The 24,567-nt window shown below is 67.9% G+C and carries 16 protein-coding genes; 8 read left to right on the top strand and 8 right to left on the bottom strand.

From position 1 onward, the window contains the following. Positions 1-7: 7 nt before the first annotated feature. The 3 genes from MEBOL_RS37925 to MEBOL_RS37915 all read right to left on the bottom strand — a co-directional run bounded on the left by MEBOL_RS37925 (position 8) and on the right by MEBOL_RS37915 (position 3,869). The gene (locus tag MEBOL_RS37925; RefSeq protein WP_157823911.1) at positions 8-1,135 is read right to left on the bottom strand and encodes a hypothetical protein; all 1,128 of its coding nucleotides are present in this window, start codon (positions 1,133-1,135) and stop codon (positions 8-10) included. 302 nt (positions 1,136-1,437) lie between these two features. Then, positions 1,438-3,012, bottom strand: a complete 1,575-nt coding sequence (locus tag MEBOL_RS37920) for a sigma-54-dependent Fis family transcriptional regulator (RefSeq protein ID WP_095981972.1) — start codon at positions 3,010-3,012, stop codon at positions 1,438-1,440. A 14-nt stretch (positions 3,013-3,026) separates the two neighbouring features. Continuing rightward, positions 3,027-3,869 (bottom strand): MBL fold metallo-hydrolase, encoded by an 843-nt coding sequence (locus MEBOL_RS37915; protein ID WP_095981971.1) that lies wholly within the window; start codon positions 3,867-3,869, stop codon positions 3,027-3,029. Positions 3,870-4,110: 241 nt separating this feature from the next. Here MEBOL_RS37915 and MEBOL_RS37910 point away from each other — a divergent pair, with 241 nt between their 5' ends. From MEBOL_RS37910 to MEBOL_RS37900, 3 genes are read left to right on the top strand one after another with little or no spacing between them, the layout of a single operon-like run. Beyond that, the gene (locus MEBOL_RS37910) at positions 4,111-4,695 is read left to right on the top strand and encodes a hypothetical protein (protein ID WP_095981970.1); all 585 of its coding nucleotides are present in this window, start codon (positions 4,111-4,113) and stop codon (positions 4,693-4,695) included. Beyond that, positions 4,692-5,762, top strand: a complete 1,071-nt coding sequence (locus MEBOL_RS37905) for an SPFH domain-containing protein (protein ID WP_095981969.1) — start codon at positions 4,692-4,694, stop codon at positions 5,760-5,762. Before MEBOL_RS37910 ends, MEBOL_RS37905 begins: the two co-directional genes overlap by 4 nt. A gap of 20 nt (positions 5,763-5,782) precedes the next feature. Further along, the gene (locus MEBOL_RS37900; RefSeq protein WP_157823910.1) at positions 5,783-6,820 is read left to right on the top strand and encodes an SPFH domain-containing protein; all 1,038 of its coding nucleotides are present in this window, start codon (positions 5,783-5,785) and stop codon (positions 6,818-6,820) included. Positions 6,821-7,489: 669 nt separating this feature from the next. Here the strand turns inward: MEBOL_RS37900 and tnpC are convergent. The 3 genes from tnpC to sitA5 all read right to left on the bottom strand — a co-directional run bounded on the left by tnpC (position 7,490) and on the right by sitA5 (position 11,430). After that, on the bottom strand, positions 7,490-8,950 hold the full coding sequence (gene tnpC, locus MEBOL_RS37895; protein WP_095977180.1) for an IS66 family transposase: 1,461 nt from the start codon (positions 8,948-8,950) through the stop codon (positions 7,490-7,492). A gap of 792 nt (positions 8,951-9,742) precedes the next feature. Continuing rightward, a complete protein-coding gene (locus tag MEBOL_RS37890) occupies positions 9,743-10,117 on the bottom strand; it encodes a DUF2019 domain-containing protein (protein WP_425437585.1) in 375 nt (124 codons plus the stop codon). Further along, a complete protein-coding gene (gene sitA5 / locus MEBOL_RS41670; protein ID WP_157823909.1) occupies positions 10,099-11,430 on the bottom strand; it encodes a SitA5 family polymorphic toxin in 1,332 nt (443 codons plus the stop codon). The genes MEBOL_RS37890 and sitA5 overlap by 19 nt, the downstream gene beginning before the upstream one ends. A gap of 493 nt (positions 11,431-11,923) precedes the next feature. Here sitA5 and MEBOL_RS37875 point away from each other — a divergent pair, with 493 nt between their 5' ends. From MEBOL_RS37875 to MEBOL_RS37865, 3 genes are read left to right on the top strand one after another with little or no spacing between them, the layout of a single operon-like run. Beyond that, positions 11,924-13,180, top strand: a complete 1,257-nt coding sequence (locus tag MEBOL_RS37875) for a TolC family protein (protein WP_245919225.1) — start codon at positions 11,924-11,926, stop codon at positions 13,178-13,180. Positions 13,181-13,198: 18 nt separating this feature from the next. Continuing rightward, positions 13,199-14,365: an efflux RND transporter periplasmic adaptor subunit gene (locus tag MEBOL_RS37870; RefSeq protein WP_425437660.1), complete on the top strand. Its 1,167-nt coding sequence runs from the start codon at positions 13,199-13,201 to the stop codon at positions 14,363-14,365. Next, positions 14,362-17,466, top strand: coding sequence for an efflux RND transporter permease subunit (locus tag MEBOL_RS37865; RefSeq protein WP_095981964.1), 3,105 nt, complete (start codon positions 14,362-14,364; stop codon positions 17,464-17,466). Before MEBOL_RS37870 ends, MEBOL_RS37865 begins: the two co-directional genes overlap by 4 nt. Before the next feature lie 30 nt (positions 17,467-17,496). On the opposite strand, the gene MEBOL_RS37860 is transcribed toward MEBOL_RS37865, so the two are convergent. Next, positions 17,497-19,200 carry an ABC1 kinase family protein gene (locus MEBOL_RS37860; protein WP_095983255.1) on the bottom strand — a complete coding sequence of 568 codons (1,704 nt, stop codon included), beginning with the start codon at positions 19,198-19,200 and terminating at the stop codon, positions 17,497-17,499. A 36-nt stretch (positions 19,201-19,236) separates the two neighbouring features. Then, positions 19,237-20,568 (bottom strand): Na+/H+ antiporter NhaA, encoded by a 1,332-nt coding sequence (nhaA, locus tag MEBOL_RS37855; protein WP_095981963.1) that lies wholly within the window; start codon positions 20,566-20,568, stop codon positions 19,237-19,239. A gap of 293 nt (positions 20,569-20,861) precedes the next feature. Here nhaA and mutS point away from each other — a divergent pair, with 293 nt between their 5' ends. Further along, the gene (gene mutS / locus MEBOL_RS37850) at positions 20,862-23,483 is read left to right on the top strand and encodes a DNA mismatch repair protein MutS (protein ID WP_095983254.1); all 2,622 of its coding nucleotides are present in this window, start codon (positions 20,862-20,864) and stop codon (positions 23,481-23,483) included. Positions 23,484-23,547: 64 nt separating this feature from the next. After that, positions 23,548-24,555, top strand: a complete 1,008-nt coding sequence (locus MEBOL_RS37845; protein ID WP_095981962.1) for a hypothetical protein — start codon at positions 23,548-23,550, stop codon at positions 24,553-24,555. Positions 24,556-24,567 lie beyond the last annotated feature (12 nt).

Below are 24,567 nucleotides of genomic sequence, written 5' to 3'. Positions count from 1 at the left end.
CCGGTGCCTACGGCTCCGTGGTGGGGATGCAGCCCCACTGCGACAGATCCTCGGACACCGTGGCGCATTCCCAACCCTCGGCGCAGGAGTCCGTGCGCCGGGGATCACACGCGCGAAAGCATGTGCTCTCGGTGGCGCTGCCCATGCCGCAGACCTGTCCCTCGGGACAACTGTTCCCGAGGATGGGCTGACAGCGCTGGGCACACCAGAACACGCCCTGGCTTCGAAAGGAGCGCAGGTTGCAACGCTCTCCTTCACCACAGGGTGTCTCGGGACACTCTCCGCGCACGGTGGCGAGGCATTTGTAATCCGAGCCGTTGAGCTGCTTGCACCGTTGTCCCTCGGGACACCCGAGTGTCTGACAATGGGCGTGGCACGCGGGGCCCTCGAGGCTGTCCTCGCAGGTGTACCCCGAGGGGCAGCTCCCGGGCTTGTCTCGCTGGCATCGCGCGCTGCAACGCCCCAGCAGACACACCAACCCCTCCTGGCAGGAGCCCTCGGCGGAGACATACCCCAGGTCACAGGCTTCCCCCTTGGCCCGCAGTCCCTCGGGCATGCATCGCCGCACCACGATGCCCGAGGCGCCATTGGTCAGTGCGCGGCAGGCGAAGCCTGGAAAGCAGTGGGCATCCTCCTCGCAGTCCGACGCCATGCACTCGTTGCGCCGCGTGCTCCGGTTGGCGGCGCACCCCTGGCCCGGCGGACAATCTCCATCCACCCGGCATTCGCCACAGTTGAGCGCGCCCGAGGCGTCCACGGTGCAGCGCATGCCCGAGGCGGGCAGCCCGTCCGGTGAGGGCTCCGCCGGAGGCGGGGGACGGGGAGGTGGAAGGGGCGCGGATCTGGCGGGAGCGGCGAGGGCGTCGGCGAAGCGCGAGGCCATGCTCGCGCGCTCCGAGGTGGCCGGGCGCTGGACGCCGTGAGCGGATACCGTCACGAGGGGCGTCGTCCCTCCGGACCAGAGGGCCCGCGCGATGGCGGGCCGCGTCCGGGGCGGAGGGCGCTGTGGGTTCTCCACCATCCGCTCGGGTGAGCGCTCATCGAGGGCGGGCGACGCGAGGACGAAGAAGCCGAGCACGAGGACACCGGCTCCCGCGAACGCGATTCCGATGCGCGCTGGGCGTGAGGTCGTCACGGAAGGGCTTGCTCAGCAGTTGCCGGATCCACAGCACTGGAGCTGGCCCCCATCCGAAGAGCAACCACAGGGTCTGCATTGATAGCACTCGGGTGGAAGTGCGGCCGCGCTGCTTCCAATGAGTGCTCCGGCAAGTCCCGCGGCCAACAGCCAATAGAATACACCCGGCTTCGCGCTCTTCATGGACGTTCCCCCATTTCCGGAATCGAGGACCACTCTGAACTGTCCTCGTGGTTCCAGGCAAGGGAGGGGATGGGCGATTTCTGGGTTGTGTCGTTTGAGAGACGACCGGACTGGAAAGGTCACCCCTCGTCGGAGAGACCGTACTCCTTGAGTTTTCGGCCCAGGGTGTTGCGGCCGATTTGCAGGGCCTTGGCGGCCGCCGTCCGGTTGCCCTTCACCGCGTCCAGCACGCGCAGGATGTGGCGCTTCTCCACTTCGGCCAGGGGCAACAACTCGCCCGTCTCCACTCCCGGAAGCTCCCTCGGCTCCGTGGACGCCAGGGGGGAGGAGGCCTCCACCACCTTGGGCAGCGGCAGGTGCTCCTCGAGGATTTCCCCCTCGCACAGCACCACGGCGCTCTCGATGCAATTCTCCAGCTCTCGCACGTTGCCCGGCCAGCGGTAGCGCTTGAGCCGTTCCAGCGCCGTCGCGCTCAACCGGGGCGTGCGCAGGCGGTGGCGCCGGGCCGCCGACGCGATGAAGTGCCGCGTCAGCCGCTCGATGTCCTCGCCTCCGCGCTCCCGCAGGGGCGGCAGCACCAACTCCACCACCTTGATGCGGTAGTAGAGATCCTCGCGGAACTTCCCCTCCGCCACCATGCGCGCCAGATCCCGGTTCGTGGCCGCCACGATGCGCACGTCCATCTTCAACGTCTGGGTGCCGCCCACGCGCTCGAACTCGCGATCCTGCAGCACGCGCAGCAGCTTGCCCTGCACCGGCAGCGGCAACTCGCCGATCTCGTCGATGAACACCGTGCCGCTCTCGGCCGCCTCGAACTTGCCCGGCACCCGGTGATCCGCCCCCGTGAAGGCCCCCTTCTCGTGGCCGAACAGCTCGTTCTCGATGAGCGTGGCCGGCAGGGCCGCGCAGTCCACCTTCACGAAGGGCTTGTCGCGCCGCGTCCCGTTGACGTGCACCGCCCGGGCGAACAACTCCTTGCCACACCCGCTCTCGCCTCGCAGGAGCACCGTGGCGTCCGTGGGCGCCGCCTTCTGGATGAGCCGGTAGATGACCTTGAGCGGTTCGGACTCGCCGATGATGCGGTTGAAGAAGTAGCCCACGGGCGCCTGGGGCTGCTCCTTGGCGCGCTGCAACTCCTGGTACAGGCTCGTGCTCTGCAGCGCCTGGCTCACCTGCGCGGCGATGGCCATGAGCCGTTCCACGTCGTCGTCCGTGAAGCGCTCTCCCCCGCGCCGGTTGAGCACCTGCAACACGCCATAGAGCGTGCCCCCCGCGTCCCTCAGGGGCACCGCGAGGATCGTCGTGGTCCGGTAGCCCGTCATCCGGTCGATGTCCGCGTAGAAGCGGCTCTCGCCCCGGGGGTCCGGCATGTTCACGGGCTCGCCGCTCTCGGCCACCGAGCCCGCCACGCCCTGGCCCCGCTTCACGCGGATCTGCGACACCTCGGGCAGGTGCGCCGCGCGCGAGAACAGGTCGCCCCGGGCGGGATCCAACAACCACAACGTTCCCCGGTCCGCCTGCATCGTCACCGCGATGCGATCCATCAACGTCTGCAGGAAGGCATCGAGATCGACCTCGCGGCCAACGAGCCCGCCGAGCGGGAGGAGCACGTGACTGACGTCCGGGGAAGGGGCCATGACGGGCAGGGGGGGAAGCTCGAAACGAGAGCGCAGACTAGCGCAGGATGGGCTCATGTGCCCCTCGGACCTCATGCGCAGGCCCCGAGGATGATGCGCTTGCCCTCGCGCGCCGGCTCGCTGGCGCTGAAGTCCTGGCGGGCCTCCTCGGCCATGCCCTCCACCTGCTCGTCGTTGTGGGCGGGATCATGGTGGAAGAGGAACAACCGGCGCGCGTCCACCGCCCGGGCGACCCGGGCCGCGTCCACCATGGTGGAGTGGCCCCAGCCCTTCTTCGGGATGCCGCGCGCGCCGTTGTACTCGTCCGGCGTGTATTGCGCGTCCAGGCACAGCGCGTCAGCGCCCTCCATCCACCGCGCCTGACGCCCGTCCAGCGTGGCCAGGGAGATCTCCATGTCCGTGGCGTAGACGAACGAGTGTCCATCCGCCTCCACCCGGTAGGCCAGGCACCCCTGGGGGTGCGGCGAGTCGAAGGGCGTCACCTTGAAGGGGCCCACCTCCACCGTCTGGCCGTGCAGCGCCGAGTGGAACGCCATCTTCGAGCGCATGGTGGACAGGGGCACCGGGAAGTTCGGTGGCTCCATCTGCCGGGCGAGCACCGCCGCGAGCGCCCTGTCTCCCTCGGGCCCGGGGCCATACAGCGCCAGCTCCGTGGTGGGCAGGAAGCCCGGCGTGAAGAAGGGGAAGCCCTGCACATGATCCCAATGCAGGTGCGAGAAGAAGAGGGTCGCCTTGTGCGGCGCTCCCTCGCGCATCATCACCTCGCCCAGCGCGCGGATGCCCGTGCCGGCATCGAGGATGAGGCGCTCGCCCTGGCTCGTCACCTCCACACAGGACGTGTTGCCCCCGATACGCGCCGCGTGCGCCCCCGACACCGCGATGCTCCCTCTCACTCCGTGGAAACGCACGTCCATGGCGACCGCTCCTTGAAGAATGGGGGGGCGCGCCGTTCTGGCCGCCCCTCATGCCGGGGGACAGAGCAAGGACGTTGCCAACGCCAAGGGCCTGGAGTTGCTGGAATTTCCCAGGTCACCGGGGAGACGGGTGTTCCATTGTGGCGCACCGGGATGGAACACCCGATCCGATCCGGCGCGTTTCCGGGGAGAGGAGGTGGGCATTGTGGGGCCGGGTACCCCATGGAAGACTCCGCGCGGCATGTATCCCGATGAATTCCGGCTGCCCCGGGTCAGTGAGCACGTGCTGGCGTGGCTGGAGCGGCGCCGTCCCGGCTTCGGCGAGTGGAATGACGAGGTGGAGGCGGCGCTGAAGGCGGAGGCGCGGCTGGCCCTGGACGACGTGGCGCGCCGCTTCACCGAGCTGGCGGTGGATCCCGCGTACCTGTCGCGCCTGGAGCACAGCCTCTTCTCCGTGGTGTTGCCGCGCTACCTGCGGCTCGCGCGCGAGCACCATGCCCTTCAGCGACGCAGGTATGGCCTGTGGCGCGGGGGGGACCTGGTCTCGCGCGCCGTCTACACGCTGGTGGGCATCGTGCTGGCGGTGGTGATCGCCCTGACGCGCGTGCCCAACTGGCTCGAGCCCCTGCCCATCGCTCTCATCCTCCTCGGCCCCTTCCTGCCGGACATGCAGGAGTCTTTCCTGGATCGCCGCTACCGGCGGCGGCTCGCCACGCTGGTGGCGGACATGGCCGGGGAGCAGCACCAGCTCGAGGCCTATCAACCCCTGACCGAGCCGCCCGAGTCTCTTCCCGGCGCTGGCTCTCGTTCCAAGGAGAAGTCATGAAGCCTTCACGTGGCCAGGAGGCCCAGCAACGGGTGCTCGCGGCCCTCAAGCAGCCCCGCCTGAAGTTCCTCTGGCCCGTGGCCGTGGTGCTGGTCGGCGGGCTCTTCGCCTACAACGCCTGCACCGTGTACGTGCGGCCCTACCAGCTGGGTGTCAAGCAGGTCGTCCTGGGCGGGGAGAAGGGCATCCGGGACAAGGTGTATGGCCCGGGTCTGCACTGGGTGACGCCGGGCGCCGAGCGCATGCACCTGTTCCCGAGCGACCTGCAGGTGCTGGACATGGTGGACAACCCCGCCGAGGTGGCCGAGGGCGCGGATCACCGTGTCGTCCGGGCCATCAAGATCCAGACGTCCGGGGGCTACACGGTGTCCGCGGACGTCACGGTGCTCTACCGGATCGAGAACCCGTACAAGATCATGACGCAGATCGGCCCCGGGCAGCTCTACGAGGACTCGGCGGTGATTCCGCGCGCGGAGCAGGTGCTGCGGCGCACCCTGGGTCAGCTGGACTCGGATGACTTCTACAAGGGAGACCTGCGCGACAAGGCCATGGCCGAGGCGCAGAAGCTGCTGACCGCGGAGCTGGAGCCCCGGGGCATCCACGTGACGCACGTGCTCCTGCGCCAGTACCGCTACGACTCGCGCTACCAGCAGGCCATCGAGCAGCGGAAGATCCAGGATCAGACCGTCTTCAAGAACCAGGCGGAAGCGGCGGCGGCCCAGGCCGAGGCGGAGAAGAACCGGATCATCGCCGAGGGACAGGCCATCGTGCAGGTGGAGCTGTCGCGCGGAGACGCGGAGGTGGCCAAGCTGCGCTCGGGCGCGGAGCTGTACCGGCGCACCCAGGCGGCGCAGGGCGATCTGGTGGTGAAGCTCGCGCGCGCCAAGGGGATCGAGCTGGAGAACGCGGCGCTGCGAGGGGCGGGCAGCGAGAACATGGTGGGCCTGAAGATGGCGGATGTGCTCGGTGGCACGCGCGTCATCGTGGTGCCCACGGACGGGGAGGGCGGCGTCAACCCGTTGGACTTGAACTCGGCGCTCAAGCGCTTCGACGTGAAGGGACAGTGAGCGCCATGCGGAACAGGGACATGAAGCGACTGGGACTGGCCGCGCTGCTGGCGCTGCCGATGATGCAGGGGTGCGCGAGCCATTCGACGGACGCGAACGAGGTGGGCGTGCTCACGCGCAAGTTCACCCTGCTGGGCGAGAAGGGGGTGCAGCCGGAGACGTACGCGCCGGGTGCCACGTACTTCTTCTTTCCGCCGTTCTCCACGGACTGGACCACGTTCGAGACGAAGCTGCAGAACCTGCGCATGCGCGCCAAGGGGGCGGGGGAGGAGGGTCGCACGGACGACATCGAGTTCAAGACGGTGGACGGCAACGACATCGCGGTGGACGTGACGGTGTCCTGGCGGGTGGATCCGTCGAAGGCGCCGCACCTGGTGCGCAAGGTGGGGAGCACGACGCGGGAAGTGGAGAACCGGCTGGTGGGGCCGGCGGCGCGGGCGCTGGTGCGCGATGCGCTCAACGTGCTGCGCTCGGAGGACTTCTACACGGCGGACAAGCGCTTCGCGGCGGCGGAGAAGGCGCGCAAGCTGCTGGAGGATGCGCTCGGCTCCGAGGGCATCATCGTGGAGCAGGTGATTCCGCACGAGCACCGCTTCAACCCCGAGTACGAGACGGTGATCCGGGACAAGAAGCTGGCGGAGCAGACGGCGGAGAAGCTGCGCTCGCAGGCGCAGGCGGCGCTGGAGGAGGCCAAGCGCAACCTGGAGACGGCGAAGGGCACGGTGTCGCAGAAGATCGCCCAGGCTCAAGGTGAGCTGGAGCAGACGAAGCTGGCGGCGGACGCGGAGCTGGTGCGGGCCAACAACGAGGCGACGGCGATCCTCAAGGAGGCCGAGGCGAAGTCCAAGGGCATCGCGAAGGAGAACGAGGCACTGGCGGGAGCGGGAGGCCGGACGATGGTGAAGCTGCGCATCGCCGAGGCGCTGATGGGCAAGCAACTGCTCTTCATGCCCACGGGCAAGGGTGGCACCACGTTGCAGACCGTGGACATGAACCAGATCCTCTCGCAGTACGCGGTGAGCAAGAGCGGCGCCCAGGCATCGAGCAGCGGGGAGTGAGCCTGCTCCGTTCGAGTGGCTCTCCTTCGCTTCACATGGCGCTTGAGTCCGGCATGCACGCCCAGGGCTGTCCGGGGTCGTTCCGCAAACAGGCGAAGCCCGGTTCGCATACGGGCGGCCCCTCGGGAGCGCATGCTGGGCGGCACTGGAACAATGAGCAGGCTTGCCCTTCGGGGCAGCGGGGCTCGCCCTTGGCGCACATCTTCAAGCACTCCATCCAGATCTTGCCGGGCTCGGTCGTGAAAACCGTAGGATCGCAATCAAACCCATCAGCGCAGGAGTTCATCTCACAGTCCTGCCCGTACACCTTCATGCACACAGAGGCGATGCCGCCGTAGAGAGAGGTGATGCACCGTTGGCCATGGGGACAAGTACGCCCTTCACATGTGGGTTGGCATGATGGCCCGTTGATTCCCTCCTTGCATAAATAACCCTCAGGGCAGCTCGCAGGTAGATCCAGGCGGCAGGAACGGCCACAGAAGCGATTGCAGATAAGGCCCTTTTCGCAGCCCTCTATCAACAAGCCGGGGTGCTCCTCATACATCTCGCCCTCTTTACGAAGCCCTTCCAGTGTGCAGGTGCGAAGTAATCCTTTCCCATTGGAAGAGTGGAGAATGCGGCAAGAGAAGTCCCCCTCGCAGTCTTCGTTCGTCGTAACCGTTCACCGACTCAGGCTGAGGCCGAGAGTTGGACCGAGGCATGAAGGGGCAACAACGAGGGAGTCGAAAGGCCCCGTCGATGTGCGTGGAGGGTGTCCGTCAGGAAGTCCAGCACGCCTCGCCGTTGCAACTTGAGGGTGGTAACGGTCGTGAGGATTCGTTCCACGAAGAGGCTGCCTTCGGGGCCTTGCGTGCCAAAGGATGTCTTCCTGTACATGACCGCGTGACGCAGGCACCTCTCGGCGAAGTTGTTTGTCGGCTCCACCTCCGGTATGTCGACAAATGTCCACAGGCACTTCTCCCACCGGAGGATTTCCCGTGCCATGCCGGCTGTTTTCTTCTGCGCGCACACCGCGGCCCGGCGCAGCAGTCGGCCCACTTCGCGCTCCACCTCGGGCATCCTCTTCTCGAAGTCCTCCCGTGCCAGCGTGCCATCGCGCACCCAGTGGTACCAGGTGAAGAAGCGCTCGACTTGCCGCATCAACGCCTCGCCAAGCGGCCCTCCCTCGCCGCCCCGCTCGATGAAGCCCTGGAAGTCGCGCAGCAGGTGGGCCCAGCACAACTGCCTCAGGCCCGGGTCATACCATGCGTACGCGCTCCACCTGTCACTGCCCAGGATGCCCGCGAAGTCTTCTCCCAGCAGCGCACGCGCTACCTTGGCCCCGCGACTCCGAGCGATGTGAAAGACAGCCACCAACGCCGTGGCCACCAGCCACAGCCAGGCACGTTGGCCTCGGCCTTCCCGCCGCCCCTCCACCCACCCCGTCTCGTCCGCGTGCACCCTGTCGGCGGCCTTCACGTACTCGCCAGCCTCGCGCACCGCCGGGGCGAGCGCCTCGGCCATTTGCCCTTCCAGATTCACCACACTGCCCACCGACAGCCGCACCCCCACCATGTCCGACAGCGCGTCCTTCACCAGTCGTTTGGACAGCCGGTACTTGCCCACCAGCAGACTGGCGAGCGCGCCCAACCTATCTCCGAAGGCACTGCTGGCGTACCCGGGCACTTCCTCTCGTGTCACCGTGCCGCACGCGCCGCATTCCAGCGCATGGCTGCGATACTCCGTGACAACGGCCGACAGCGGCGGCACCTCCACCACCTGATGGCGGCGCGGCTCCACGTCTCTTCCCTCCAGCCGACGCCCACAGTCCTTGCACTCCTTGGGCACCAACTCGACGACGTGCCGCACCTCTTCGGGCGGCAGCAGCTCGCGCTCATGCTTCTTGTGTCCGGGCTGGCCCCCAGGACTTCGGCCCGTTGGCTTCTTCGGCTGGCGCCGGGCTCCAGGGCCGTCCGAGGAAGGCGGCTTGGAGGAGTTACTCGAGTTCTGGCTCAGGCGCGCCTCCAACTCCGCCACGCGCGCCGTGAGTGCTTCCACCTTCGCCATCAACTCCGCTATCCGCGCGTCTCGCGCGGCCACCATCGCTTCCAGTTCCGCAATCCGCGCGGCTCGGGAATCCACTTCCGCCATGTCTCTGCTACACCACGTCTCCCGTCTCCTCGTCCAGCACTACTTCTCCCGTTACCTCCTTCCTGCCTCCTCCTCAACCGAGCCGGGGCGGTGAACGGTTACCGTTCGTCAAACACGTGCTGTCCGCGCAGTATTGGCGCCCTGTTCGCGTGTTGTAGAAGCAACGAAGCGGAGACTCACAGTCTACGTCCTTCCTGCATTCCCGCTCATAGGTCCGAAGACGGAATCGTTCCTCTTTGGAGAGCATGGGGACAATCGAGTGATTTCGAGGCTGTATGACGTGTGTTCCAGGCCCAGCGATGGCGAGGTAGATCAGACCAATGAGGGGCAGAGTCAAAAGCAGCGCGGACAGGGCGACAAGAACCATACGCCAGTTCATGGAACACCCGTCCTATCTCGCCAATCGAGGTGGCCGACATTCCTTTGGGCATGTCATGCTCTCCTCCGATGTCGTGTGTTCATGCTTTCTACATTTCTCCGCCTACTCCTCCTCATCGAGAGCACAGTCGTTCATCCGATAATAGTCCCGCATGTCCTTTTCCAGCGCCCTGTCGCTGGTGCCGCCTCGGCCCCATTCATGCGGGCACCCGGTCTGCGTCGAGAGGAGCAGGACTAGTTTTGAGCAGCGTTCGCGGCATTCAGGTCTCCTGGGCGTTGTTCAGTCCATCCTGAGTACGTTCCACGAGTGCTTGCGCAGAGCCGACAAAAGGGTGACCCATACGCACGGACAGGGGACAGCCCTGGGCGGCCCGCCAATCCGGTTGCGGGAGCAATTCCTCCAGACGGGATAGGTCATTCGGATGTTCCTGGATCCAGGGTCCATGTGCCTTCCTCCCATCGCTTCAAGGACTCCGATGCACCGAACGCGGCCAGTCCTTCGCCCTTCGCGACATCCGTCAGTACGGCTCGCGCCTCGGCGGTGCGGTGCCGGAGCAGGTACGAAGCCGCCATGACGCGAACATCCATTCGGGAATGGGAGAACAGAACGGCGAGTGCATCGCGTCCGGGATTCCCGTGAGAACATAAAGCCTTGAATGCGGCGATGCGCTTCTTCGCATGTCTGTTTCCAGTCTTGGAGTCTCCGCGAAAAATCGCGTCGGTTTGCGCCACCGTGCTTTGGGCGAACACCTCGACCAGTTGATCAAGCGTCATCTTCTGGGTCGCCAAGTTCCACTCCTGATGTTCTCGATGGTGTTCAGTCCGAACCGTCTTTGCGCCTCGTAGGATTGGGTATCGAGCCACTTCCGAACCGTCATGTTCGTGGAACCCGTAATGAATTCCTGATTCGAGGAGTAGAACGCGCTCACCTCGGTGTGCAGTTCCGCCTCAAGGGGAATGACGTTCTCGGTGTTGTGCAGGGATTCGGGTCCGAACCTCTTCAGGTTCGAGTCTCGTTTCTCGACGATGTGGTGCCATTGCTTGCCAGTGCCAGCCGAGCCCATGCTCTTCTTGAATATATTGAAGGACTTGAATGCCCGATGCCCACTCCCTCCATTCTGAGTGGTCATGGCTACGGCCGTGGCGGGCAAGACAGTGCGAATCGTACCCTCAGCGACGGAAATAATGACTTTGTCGGTGTTCGCCGCCACATCCGCCAAGCGCAGTCCCGTGCTCAGTTCGACTTGGCGTGACGCGTGGCTGAATCCTGGCAACTTGGGCGCTTTAGAGAGGAGCGCTGCTGTTTCACCTACCGCGGCGGTTCCCACCACGACGAGAATTCGGACACTGTTGGGGCCAATGACCTGGCCGAAACGTGATCCGACCTCCCGCAATTCCTCGAAACTGGATGCCCGGGGTGCATCAACATGGAGTTGTACATAGGCCTGGAGAAGGTCGAAGAACTCCGCGCCTAGATAGCCCCACAGGAGGAGGGTGAACGCGGAAGCAACGCCCTTTGAAATGGGTTCTGGGGCCACCAACAACGCCATGTACGCTGTGAGGGAGAGACTCACGGTGGTCAGTAGCCGCGTGGGATCGAGCATCGCACGCAACTCCGAATTCAACCCTTCCAAGGCTGGACCGACTGCGAGGGCTAGCGCGATATTTCTTTTATCGTCAGCATGAAGGGCCGGTCCATCGTCCAGCAAACTCAGACAATCACCCGATATCCCGCGCCGTTCGCAAAACTGGCTGTAAGCTCGCTCCAGGGATGAAGGAAATGATGCTCCGCCCGAGCCGCCAGTACCTGAATCCAGCATATGGCCATGAGGGAGTACGGGCGACAATGAGCCAACTCGTAATGGCAGGTGGAGCAGTAGCTCCGTCAATGCGTTCGTGAGTTCTGTTTCACCCAGGCGCACCGACGCCGCAGTGGTGGGGAGTGTGGTGATGATCGCGGCGATTCCCGCCTGAGCTGTATCTCGACCTTCAGAGTGCGTTCGTTCACCCGAGGATGCGCCCGTGGCACATGCGCCCATGAACACGAGCGCCGAGAGCACGAGCGCGCCCACCTTCATCATCTCCAAGCGACGCGCATCCATCCGACAGAGCCTCCATGACGGGCGCCGTCAGGGCGCGCGGATCGGGCTCCGAGGATGCCAGGAACATATTAGGGGTGCCCAGGAATGCGCTCCGCTCTTCGCCCATCACCAACACTTGACCCGCCATTCGGGTAGGGGGTCCACGGCGTCCGCGAGCCCCATCGCGCAGCACCTCGTCCATGTGCGCCTCGGTCTCCTCGCCGGCGCGCACGCTGAGGAATACCCCTCCACCCCCAGGAATAAATACAGGGCTTGAATATTCTTGGACGCCCCACGTCCGGCGCGAAAGTCCTCGATTCCCCTCCTCACCCATTAGCCCCCGATGCGCCGCGCTGCGTCCAGATCCAGGTGGTTCTCATGGCCCTGACCGCTTAGGTCCTGTATACGCGCCGGTCGCCCATCCGCCTTCAAGAGAAGTCCTCGCCGCCCCCCCATGTTCTCAACCCGCTTCTTCCTCGTCCTCTCCTTATCGTGTGTGGGAATCGCACTTCCCGTGAACGACGCGCGCGCTCAGGAGCCCTTGTCCCTGGAGCGCGCGGTGTCGCTCGCGGCCGCCCACAACGAGACGGCGCTGGCCGCTGGAGCGCGGGCGGAGGCGGCCGAGGCGCGGGTGGCGAGGGCGAGGGCCTTCTTCCTGCCGCGGCTGTCCGTCACGGGCGGCTACACGCGCCGTCCCCAGGAGACGACGCGGCAGGTAGGGGGCGAGACGGTGGTCGTCCAGCGCTACAACGCCCTGCGGGCGGGGGTCGTCGCGCAGGTGCAACTCTTCGATGCGCGGGGCGTGCCCCTCTACCAGGCGGCGGCGAGGGACCGAGAGGCCTCGGCCTTGGACGCGTTGGAGACGCGGCGGCAGGTGGCCTTCCAGGCCGCCACGGGGTTCCTGTCCACGCTCGGACTGGAGCAGGTGGCGGAGGCGGCTCAACGGCGGCTCGCTTTCTCCAAGCAGTCCCTCGAGGATGCGCGGGCCCGGGCCTCGGCGGGCCTGGCGAGCACCAATGACGTGACGCTCGCGGAACTCAACGTGGCCACCGCCGAGGCGACGCTGGCGGATGCCGTGGGACAGGCCGCCACGAGCCGCTTGGAGCTGGGCTACTTGCTGGTGGCGCCCGTGGAGGGCTCGCTGGTGCTGCCCGAGACGTTGCTGGGCGAGGCCTCGCGTCCCGTGGACTCCTTCAAGAACCTGGCGGGAGGCGCCCTGGAGCGCCGTCCGGATCTGCTCTCCGCACACCTGCGAGTGGAGGCCCAGCGGGCCCTCGCGCGCGAGCCCCTGGCTCGTCTGTTCCCCGCGCTCTCCGCCTCGGCGCAGTACAGCCTCAACAACGAGTCGGGCCTCACGGGCCGCACTGGCAACGGCTTCCTGTCAGTGGACCTGACGTGGACGCTCTACGATGGAGGCGAGCGCTACGCGGATCGGCGCGAGCGGCTCGCCCTGGCGAGGGCCCTGGAGTGGGAAGCGGCGGGGCAGGTGCGGCGGGTGGACGTGGCGGTGGCGCGCGCGGAGGTGTCCCTGCGCACGGCCCAGGCCTCCCTGAGCAGGAACCAGGTCGCCGTGCGGGCGGCTCGCCAGAACGCCGAGGAGACGAGCCTGCTGTATCGCCAGGGGCTCGTCGCGGCGCTGGCGTTGAGTGATGCGCAGGTGCGGCAATACGAGGCCGAGGTGGCACTGGCCCAGGCCCGCTATTCGCTGGGCTCGGCGCTGTTGGAGTTGAGGGCCGCGGTGGGACTCGATCCGCTCGGGAAGGAGCCGTAAGTGAAGAGCCAGGTGGTGATGATGGCCCTGGGGGCGGCGCTCGCCCTGGGGACGGGGTGTGGCAAGTCGTCCGAAGGCGCCCCCGCGGGCAAGGGCGGCGGCAAGGCGGGCCGGGGGGCCATCGAGTTTCCGGTGGAGGTGGAGGCCGTGGAGGCGCGTGACGTGGAGTACGTCGTCTCCGCGGTGGGGTCGGTGGAGGCCTTCGAGCAGGTGCAGATCACCGCGCGTGTGGCCGGCGTGGTGGAGCGGGTGCGCTTCATGGAGGGGCAGTCCGTGAAGCAGGGCGAGGTGCTCGCGGAGATCGAGCCCACGCGCTATGGCATCGCCGTGCGCGCGGCGAAGGCGGCGCTGGAGCGGGCCGAGGCCGTGCGCCTCCAGGCGGAGTCCGCGGCCCAGCGGCGCGTGGCGGTCAACGAGGCGAAGCCGGGCCTGCTGCCCGCCGAGCAGCTCGACAGCGCCCAGGCCCTGGCGCGCGGGGCGGTGGCGGACACGAGCGCGGCGAAGGCGGCGGTGGAGCAGGCGGAGCTCAACCTGCGTGACGCGTACGTGAAGGCGCCGCTGGAGGGCGTGTTGCAGTCGCGCACGGTGCAGACGGGACAGTACGTCCAGCCGGGCACGGTCCTGGCCACGCTGCTGCGCCGCGATCCCCTGCTGCTGCACTTCACCGTGCCGGAGGCGGACGTGGGGCGGATGAAGCCCGGCATGCCCGCGCGCTTCACGGTGCGCTCGGACGGACACACGTACGAGGGCCGCATCGCCTACGTGGCGGACGCGGCGGACCCGGCCAGCCGCATGGTGAAGGTGACGGCGGAGGTGGGCAAGCCCGAGTCGCAGACGCTCCGGCCGGGCTCCTTCGCCACGGTGTCGGTGCCCGTGGAGACCGCGCGGCAGGCGCCCGTGATTCCCCAGACGGCGGTGCGCCCGAGCGAGCGTGGCTTCCTCGCCTTCGTGGTGGAGGACGGCAAGGCGCGCGAGCGCGTGGTGGAGCTGGGTCTGCGCACGGCGGATGGACTGGTCGAGGTGCGCGAGGGTCTGAAGCCGGGTGAGCAACTGGTGGTGCGCGGTGGCGAGGCGCTCAAGGAGGGCGCGGTGGTGCGCCTGACCCCGGGGGCGTCCACGCCCTTCACGGGTGAGCCGCGCGGACAGAAGATCGGTGGTGGGCAGCCCCAGGGGGCCGCGCGATGAACATCACCGAGGTGTGCATCAAGAAACCCGTCTTCGCCTGGATGTTGATGGCGGCGACCATCACCTTCGGACTGGTGGCGGCCCAGCGCATCGGCATCAGCCAGTTTCCGGACGTGGACTACCCCGTCATCAGCATCAACGTGACGTGGGAGGGTGCTTCGCCCGAGGCGGTGGAGAGCGACATCATCGAGCCGCTCGAGGAAGCGGTGATGCAGGTGGAGGGCGTCAAGTCCGTCACCTCCAGCGCGCGGCAGTCGGGTGGATCCATCTCGGTGGAGTTGGATCTGGCGCGCAACGTGGACCTGTCCCTGCAGGACGTGCAGGCCCGGGTGAGCCAGGCCCAGCGGCGGCTGCCCGAGGACATGGATCCGCCGATCATCTCCAAGAGCAACCCCGAGGATCAGCCCATCCTGACGGTGGGCGTGTCGGGGCCGTTCTCGCAGCAGTACATCTCCGACTTCGCGCGCTACCGGCTCAAGGAGGTGCTGCAGACGGTGCCGGGCGTGGGCGAGGTAACGCTCTTCAGCTCGCGCGAGCGCAACGTGCGCATCTGGGTGGACGCGGAGAAGATGGACGCCCGGGGGCTCACCGTGACGGACCTGGTCTCCGCGCTGCAACGCGAGCACGTGGAGCTGCCCGCGGGGCGCATCGAGACGGAGGGTCGGGAGATCAACGTCCGGATGATGGGCGAGGCGTTGGATCTGGAGACGCTGCGCCGCCTGGTGGTGCGCGAGGGCGGGGGCGCGCCCGTCTACCTGTCGGATGTGGCCCTGGTGGAGGACGGCTTCGAGGATCTGCGCCGTCAGGCGCGCGTCAACGGAGAGCCCGCCCAGGGCATGGGCATCAAGAAGCAGCGGGGCGCCAACGCCGTGGCGGTCGCCCAGGGCGTGCGCGAGAAGATTGCCGCGCTGCGGGCGGACGCCCCCGAGGGGCTGGATGTGAGCATCAACTTCGACTCCACCCAGTTCATCGAGGAGAGCGTCCACGAGATCGAGTTCGAGCTGTTGCTCGCCTGCATCCTGACGGCGCTGGTGTGCTGGGCGTTCCTCGGCTCGCTGTCGAGCACGTTCAACGTGATCCTCGCCATTCCCATGTCACTGCTCGGCACGGTGGCGTGCATCTACTTCCTGGGCTTCACGCTCAACACCTTCACGCTGCTGGGCCTGTCCCTGGCGGTGGGCATCGTGGTGGATGACGCCATCATGGTGATGGAGAACATCTTCCGGCACGCGGAGGAGGGCGCGGATCGGGTCCGTGCGGCGCGCGAGGGCACGCACGAAATCACCTTCGCGGCGCTGGCGGCCACGCTGGCGGTGGTGGCCATCTTCCTGCCCGTCGTCTTCATGAAGGGAGTCATCGGCAAGTTCTTCCTCCAGTTCGGCGTGACGCTGTGCGTGGCGGTGCTCCTGTCCTACGTGGAGGCCATCACCCTGGCGCCGGCGCGCTGCGCGCAGTTGCTCAAGACGTCGCGCGAGGGACGGGGCCGGGTGGGGTTGGCGGTGGATCGGGCCTTCAGCTGGCTCGAGGGGGTCTACGGCAAGGTGCTCGAGCGGGGGTTGAAGTACCCGTGGTGGGTGCTGGCCGGAGGGGTCGTGGTGCTGGCGGTGTCCGGTCTGGCCTTCCGGGGCCTGTCGAGCGAGTTCGTTCCGTCCCAGGATCAGAGCCGCTTGATGGTGCGGATGCAGACGTCGGTGGGCAGCACGCTGGAGGAGACGGACAAGATCTTCCAGAAGGCGGAGGCCTTCGTGCTCGGGCGGCCCGAGGTGGCGCGGCTCTTCGCGGTGGTGGGCGGTGGCGGCGGGGTGAGCAGCGTGAACGGGGGCATGTTGAACATCACCCTGGTGCCACCTGATCAGCGCATGAGCCAGGCCGAGTTCCAGCAGGTGCTGCGCAAGGAGCTCAACTCCTATCCGGGCCTGCGCGCGGTGGTGATGGATCTTTCGCAGAGCGGCTTCACGGCGTCGCGCGGCTTCCCGGTGGAGTTCAGCGTGCGGGGCTCGGACTGGGAACAGCTCATCGAGGCCAGCACACAGATGCGCGAGAAGCTCCAGGCGAGCGGCAAGGTGGTGGACGTGGACACCGACTACCAGCTGGGCATGCCAGAGCTGCGCATCACCCCGGACAGGGCGCGCGCGGCGGATCTGGGGGTGTCCATGGCGTCGGTGGGCAGCACGCTCAACGCGCTGGTGGGCGGCGTGCGCGTGGGCAAGTACAGCACGGGCGGGCGGCGGATCGACGTACGGCTGCGCCTGCTCAAGGATCAGCGCTCGCGGCCGGAAGACTTGTCGATCCTCAAGGTCCGGACGGCCTCGGGCGCGTTGGTGCCGTTGTCCACGTTGGTGATGCAGGAGGAGCGTCCGGCGCTCCAGGCCATCACCCGGCGGGATCGGGAGCGCGCCATCAGCATCTTCGCCAACGTGGCGCCGGGCTCGACGCAGCAGGAGGCCCTGGAGACGGTGCGGCGGCTGGCGGGAGAGCTGCCCGGCGGCACGCGTGTGGTGTTCGGCGGCTCGAGCGTTGCCTTCGAGGAGTCGATGAGCAGCCTGATCTTCGCCCTGATCCTGGGCATCGCGGTGGCGTACATGGTGCTCGCCTCGCAGTTCAACTCGTTCCTGCATCCGGTGACGGTGCTGACGATCCTCCCCCTGTCGGTGGCGGGAGCGGCCTTCGCGATGGCGGCCACGGGCACGACGCTCAACATCTTCAGCATGATCGGCCTGTTGCTCCTCATGGGCATCGTGAAGAAGAACTCCATCATCCTGGTGGACTACGCCCTGCAGCAGCGCGAGCTGGGCGCGAGCGCCACGGAGGCGATGCAGCGCGCGGGTCCGGTGCGCCTGCGCCCCATCCTGATGACGACCCTGGCCACGATGATGGCGGCGGTGCCCGCGGCGCTGTCGCTGGGCGCTGGCAGCGAGACGCGCGCGCCCATGTCGGTGGCGGTGCTCGGCGGCCTGTCGCTCTCCACGGTGCTCAGCCTGCTCGTGGTGCCCGCCTTCTACGTGGTGGCGGATCGGGTGAAGACGCGGCTGGGGCGGAAGTCCGGCCACGAACAGCCGCCGGGCGTCCCGGGTGACAAGCCGGAGCTCGTTGGCCACTGAGGGAGCGGGGAGAGGGGGTGTGCCCCCCTCTCACTTGAGGGACTTGGAACTGCCCCCCAACCACTTGCTCACGCGCACCTTGCCGAAGCCAATGCGGTTGCCGAACAGGTACCAGGTGAAGGTGGCGCCGAAGAGCGCCGCCGAGACCGCCACCCCCAGCAGGCCCAGCACGGGCATGCCGTTGTACTGCCACGGGGGCGTCTGGGCGAACGAGATGAACACCCCCACGATGGTGCCGCAGGCGCACAGGCCCAGGAACATGACGATCGCCGCGGTGCGCAGGCTCTCGTTGAGCCGGTCGAACTGCTCCGCGCGCACCGTCACGCTGAACTTCCCCGACTCCAGATCCAGGAGAATCTGCGACAGCTGCGTGGGCAGATCCGCCGCCATCGACTGGAAGCGCAGGAAGGTGCGCATCAGCCCGCCCTGGAGTTGCGTCGGATCATACCGGTCCGCGAGCAATTCCTTGGCATAGGGCATCGCCACCTCGAGGACGTTCAAGTCCGGGTAGAGCGAGCGCAGGATGCCCTCGATGGACACGGAGGCCCGGCCCAGGAGCGCGTACTCCTTGGGAACCCGGATGTGGTACTTCACCGCCAGATCCAACAGGTCGCGCAGCACACTGCGCGCGTCCAACTCGCCCAGCTTCGTCGTCAGGTACTTGCCGAGCACGCTCTCGATGTCGTTGCGGAAGCCCATCAGGTTGGCCCGCGCGTCCGGCGCGCCAATCCGGTAGAGGATGCGCGCCACGGAGTCGCTGTCCTTGAGCGCCACCGCCAGCACCAGCATCACCAGGGTTTCCTGCATGGCGCGCGTGAGCCGCCCCACGACGCCGAAGTCCAGGAGCGCCACCCGGTTGCCCTCGAGCACCAGGATGTTGCCCGGGTGCGGATCTCCGTGGAACAGCCCGTCCTCGAAGAGCTGGCGGAAGCTCGTGTCCAGGAGGTGGCCCGCCACCTCGCGCCGGTCCTCGAGCGACAGTTGCGCCTGACTCACCTTCACGCCCCGGACGAACTGCATCGTCAGCACGGTGCGGCTGCTGAGCGAGGCATGCACCTGGGGAATCGTCATGTACGGCCGGTTGCGGTGGTTCTCCTGGAAGGCGCGGATGTTCGCGGCCTCCTGCACGAAGTCCAGCTCCTCGTGGATGGCCCGGTCGAACTCGTCGATGATCCCCGCGGGCGAATAGATGGCCGTCTCCTCCACCACCGCCTCGAGCAGCTTGGCCAGGGAGCGCAACACGCCCAGGTCCGAGTCGATCCGCTCGGCGATCCCCGGCCGTTGCACCTTCACCACCACTTCCTCGCCCTCGAGCGTCACGGCGCGGTGCACCTGGGCGATGGAGGCCGCCGCCAGGGGCTGGGGATCGATCTGCTTGAAGAGCGTCGAGGCTTCCTGGCCGAGCGACTCGCGGATGCGCGCGTACACGTCCTCCAGGGGAATGGGCTCCACGTGATCCTGGAGCGCGGCCAGCTCCTCGATGTACTCGGCGGGCAGCAGGTCCGCTCGCGTGGAGAGGATCTGCCCGAGCTTCACGAAGGTGGGGCCCAGATCGTTGAGCAGCATCCGGAAGCGGCGCGCGGTGCTGATGCGCTGGGTCTCCGCGGGGACCTCCACCTTCTCGCGCCGCCCGAGCATCCGCCACACGCCCGCGCGCTCCAGCCATTCGCCAAAGCCATGGCGCGCCGCGATGACGCCAATCTGCCGGATGCGGTTCAAGTCCTGGAGGAGCACGGTGCCCGGCACCTTTCCACGGCGTGCCCCACGAACTCAACCTTCCTGGGGACGGGGGGCGCGGGCCAGGCGCAGCAGCAGGTAGCCCCCCACGGCGGACAGCAGGGAGCCCAGCAGGATGCCCAGCTTCGCCTGGGCCAGCAGGGCGGGTTCGTCGAAGAAGGCCAGCCCCGCGACGAACAGGGCGACCGTGAAGCCGATGCCCGCCACCACCGCCACCCCGTGCAACTGCCCGAGCCCGGCCCCACCTGGCATCTCGGACAGGCCCGCCTTCACCGCCCCCCAGGTGAAGAAGAAGATGCCCACCTGCTTGCCCACGAAGAGACCCAGCAGCACGCCCAACGGCAGGGGCGCGAGCAGATCCGCCGGGTGCATGCCCCTCACGGAGATGCCCGAGTTGGCCAGGGCGAACAGCGGGACGATGCCGTAGGCCACCCAGCCGTGCCACAGGTGCACGAAGCGGGTGAGCGGCGGCTCGATGTCCTCCATCTGCTCCTCGATGTGCAGGAGCTGTTGGGTGCGAACGGCCTCGTCCCTGGGCTCGCGCAGCAACTCGTCGATGAAGCCGCGCAGCTCCTCCAGCACGTCCCGGCCACGGCGGGTGGGGCGGGCGGGGATCATCATCCCCGTGACCACCCCCGCGATGGTGGCGTGGATGCCGCCATGGTGCAGGGCGTACCAGAGCGCCGTGCCCAACAGCGCGTACACCACGCCGTTGCGCACGTAGTAGTGATTGCAGGCCCACAACACGCCAGTGAGGGCCAGCCCGCCGAGCAGCCACTCCCCATGCAGCCCCGTGCCATAGAACAGGGCGATGACGAGGATGCCGCCGATGTCGTCGAAGATGGCCAGGGCGGTGAGGAACACCACCAGACCATGGCTCACGCGCCCCTTGAGCAGCGTGAGACACCCGATGGCGAAGGCGATGTCCGTGGCCATGGGGATGGCCCACCCCTTGATGGCCGGCGTGCCCGCGTTGAGCGCCGCGTAGACGGCCGCGGGTACCACCATGCCCCCCAGCGCCGCGATCAGCGGCAGCATCGCCCGGGACAGGGTGCGCAGCTCACCCGTGGCCAGCTCGCGTTTGATCTCCATTCCCACCAGGAAGAAGAAGACCGTCATCAACCCGTCGTTGATGAGCTCGCGGAAGGTGAAGTGGAAGGGCGTCTCGCCCGGACCCAGGACGAGCGGAGCATCGAAGAGCGCTCCATAGCTATCCGCCCAGGGTGAATTGGCCCAGACCATGGCCGCCACGGCGCACAGCGCCAGGAGGATGCCGCTGCTCGCTTCCAACCGGAAAAAGGCCTGGAGGGGCGCGGTGGCGACCTGGAAGATCCGGGGAACGGGACGGTGCGGATGGGTCTCCATCTGGAGACGGATCGCACGCTCTTTCGCCTTGGACCACCGTTTTCGGCGGGTGTCCTTCCGATTTCTGGACCCCGGGGTCGCAAGGCGTCCAGGCGGGCGGAGCCCCATGGCGGGAGTAGGGCGGACAGGTGGACGGCGGAGGTCGGGTGTTCTGTTGATCCAGGACTGGACGCATGAGAGAAGAGGCCCCGATGGGCGCGACGCAGAAGGCAGTCAAGGGCAGCGGGGAAGAGGCCGAGGTTCCGGTGGAAGCCGAACCGGCGGCGGCGCGGGAGATCGGCGCGCTCACCCCCATGATGAGGCAGTACCTCGAGGTGAAGGCGCTCAATCCGGACGCCCTCCTCTTCTTCCGGTTGGGGGACTTCTACGAGATGTTCTTCGAGGACGCGGTGCGCGCCTCGGAGCTCTTGCAGATCACCCTCACCGCGCGGGCGAAGAACGCGGAGAAGGTGCCCATGGCGGGGGTGCCGTACCACTCGGCGCGCCGCTACATCGCGAAGCTGGTGGAGCACGGCCTCAAGGTGGCCATCTGCGAGCAGGTGGAGGAGGCGGGCAGCGCGCCGGGGCTCGTCCGCCGCGAGGTGACGCGCGTCATCACTCCGGGCATGGTGCTGGACGAGGAGTCGCTCGAGCCGAGGGCGAGCAACTTCCTGGCGGCGGTGTACCCGGGGGCGGAGGGCTTCGGCGCGGCGCTCCTGGAGGCGAGCACGGGCGAGTTCTTCTCCCTGGAGGCGGAGACGAGCCAGGAGCTGGTGGAGGCGCTGGCCCGGGTGGAGCCGCGCGAGCTGCTGGTGCCAGAGGGCCACCGGGACAGTCCGGAGACGGCCTTCGTGACCTCGCGCCTGTCCAAGATGCCAGCGGTGGCGGAGCTGGAGAAGGCGGCGTTCGAGCCCGCGCGGGCCGCGGTGTACCTGCGCGGCCACTTCGCGGTGCAGTCGCTGGAGGCCTTTGGACTCCAGGACGCGCCCCTGGCCACGGGAGCGGCGGGCGCGGCGCTGCGCTACCTCAAGGACACGCAGAAGACGGCCGCGGCGCACGTGGACCGTCTCAGCCGCCAGCAGCGCGGCGGACACCTGCTGATGGATGAGTCCTCGCGCGCGAACCTGGAGGTCCTGCGCACGCTGCGCGATGGCGGACGCAAGGGCTCGCTGCTGGGCGTGTTGGATCGGACGGCCACGGGCCTGGGCGCGCGCAAGCTGGCGCGGTGGCTCGCGGCCCCCTTGTGCTCGCTGCCGGAGATCAACGCCCGCCTGGACGCGGTGGATGAGCTGTCCCGGCGCAGCGTGTGGCGCGAGGAGCTGACGGGCATCCTCAAGGAAGTGGGGGACATCGAGCGGCTGTGCGGTCGGCTGTCCCTGGGCGCGGGCAACGCGAGGGATCTGCGGGCGCTCGCGGTGTCCCTGGCGCAACTGCCCCGGCTGGCGGCGGCGCTGGCGCGCTGCGAGTCCGGACTGCTCAAGACCCTGGCGGGGCCGCTCGGGGCGCTGCCGGAGCTGACACAGGTGCTGCTGGCCGCGGTGGTGGACGAGCCCCCCGTGGCGCTCAAGGAAGGAGGCTTCATCCGCCCGGGCTTCCACGCCGAGCTGGACAAGCTGGTGGAGCTGTCCACCTCCGGCAAGGACTTCCTGCTGAAGATCGAGACACGGGAGCGGGAGCGCACGGGCATCAACTCGCTGAAAATCCGCTTCAACCGCGTCTTCGGGTACTACCTGGAGGTGACGAAGTCGAACCTGCACCTGGTGCCCTCGGACTACATCCGCAAGCAGACCATGGTGGGGGCCGAGCGCTTCATCACGCCGGAGCTCAAGGAGTACGAGGAGAAGGTGCTCACGGCCGAGGAGCGGCGGTGCGCGCTGGAGCTGGAGCTCTTCGAGCAACTCCGCGCGCAGGTGGTGAAGGAGGCGCCACGGCTGCGCTCGGCGGCGGAAGGAGTGGCCACGGCGGACGCGCTCTTGTCCCTGGCGCGGTGCGCGGCCGAGTACGGCTACGTGCGGCCGGTGGTGGACGATTCCGAGGTGCTGACGATCACCGGCGGACGCCACCCGGTGGTGGAGCGGATGCTGGGAGCGGGGGAGGCGTTCGTCCCCAACGACGTGAAGCTGGACTCGGGCGAGTCGCAGATCCTCATCATCACGGGCCCGAACATGGCGGGAAAGAGCACCGTCATGCGGCAGGTGGCGCTCACGGTGCTGATGGCGCAGGCGGGCTCGTTCGTGCCGGCGTCCTCGGCGCGCATCGGCCTGAGCGATCGCATCTTCACGCGCGTGGGCGCGGCGGACAACCTGGCGCGGGGGCAGTCCACCTTCATGGTGGAGATGACGGAGACGAGCCACATCCTGCACCACGCCACGCGGCGCAGCCTCGTCATCCTGGATGAGATTGGCCGGGGCACGTCCACCTACGACGGCCTGTCCATCGCCTGGGCGGTGGCCGAGCACCTGCATGACAAGTGCGGCGCGCGCACGCTCTTCGCCACGCACTACCACGAGCTGGTGGACCTGGCGCGCGAGAAGCCCCGGGTGAAGAACCTGTGCATCGCGGTGAAGGAGCAGGGGGGCAAGGTGCTCTTCCTGCGCAAGCTGGTGCCGGGCGGGGCCAACCGCTCGTATGGCATTGAAGTGGCGCGCCTCGCGGGCCTGCCGCCCGAGGTGGTGGAGCGGGCGCGGGACATCCTGCGCAACCTGGAATCGGGTGAATTCGACGACAACGGCAAACCCCGGCTCGCGCGGCGCGGCGCCAAGGCAAGCGCGCCCGCGCCGGGGCAGCTTGGCCTCTTCGGCGGAGGAGACTCGGGACCCAAGCTCGCCCCCGCGCAGCAGAAGGTGCTGGAGGCCCTCCAGGCGACATCGCTCAATGAGTTGACGCCCCTGGACGCGCTCAACCTGCTGGCGAAGCTCCAGCGCGAGCTCAAGTAGGGTGCTCTCCGGGGCGGCCGGGGGCGCCATTGCGGCACCCGAGGTCGCCCGGTAATCTGCCTTCATGGTTGAAGACGAGCGCAGTGCGCCAGGGCCATCGGGGGGCGAAGGCGGGAGTGAGCCTTCGGAGCTGGAAACCATCGCCTCGCGAACGGCCTACGACTCGTTCTATCCCGCCGCCATGGCCATCGAGCCGGGCTTCATCGAGGCATGTGGTGCGGACGTGGTGCTCGCCTACCACGCGGTGGTGCGTGGCGTGGAGAACGTGGTGGGCGCGGGCTCGGTGATCGTGGGCCGCCTGCCCAACGTGAACCTCGTGGAGTTGTCGATGCTCCCCCGGCTCGCGCAGGGGCTGATCTTCGCCGAGCTGCAAGTCGAGCGCGAACTCCAGGCCTCGTCGTTCGGGCGCCTGTTCGATCAGGCGCAGCGCTTGCGCCGCAAGCTGCGCAAGACCGCGGATGCCCTCGCGGAAGCCAGTCTCCTCTCCGACGCGGACGTGGAGGAGGTGTGGCTCCGGGCCCAGCAGGATGTGCTGGAGGACTGTGTCGCGCTCACCGCGCTCTTGCGCCGGAACGAGGGGCGGATCGCGGGCCGCTCACCGTTGTCTTCTCCCGAGCTGCTCGAGGCCGAGCAGGTGGTGGCCAAACTGCGCCTGATGCTCGGACGGCGGACGGAGGAGGGCGACGACACGGGACCCTCCCTGCTCCGGGCGATCGAGATGCGCGACCGCTACTGGACGCTGCTGTCCCAGCGGCACGACATGCTCTGGCGCTGTGGGGCGTGGCTGCATGGACGGGCGGTGGAGGAAAAGGTGCCGCCCCTGCCTCGGCGTCAATCCGGTGCACGTCGGCCGGTGAGCGGGCGCATCGAGCTGCCCGTGGTGGTGCGCGATACGAGTGCGCCGGAGTCGCTGCGGCCATCCGCTCCCGCCGCGCCTCCTCCGCGCGCCCTGGTGCCCATGAGTCCGAGGCCCGCCCCGGTGCCGGTGGCTCAGCCGTCCCGGCACCTCGCGGACCTGGAGCGCAAGGCCCGCTTCCTCTTGCGCATCGGCGTCACCTCCGCCCGGCGTTGAAGAATATCCAGA

The organism is Melittangium boletus DSM 14713 (assembly GCF_002305855.1).
Taxonomy (GTDB): domain Bacteria; phylum Myxococcota; class Myxococcia; order Myxococcales; family Myxococcaceae; genus Cystobacter; species Cystobacter boletus.
Note: the sequence above shows the minus strand (reverse complement) of the source record. Positions and strands in the feature narration are given on the sequence as shown.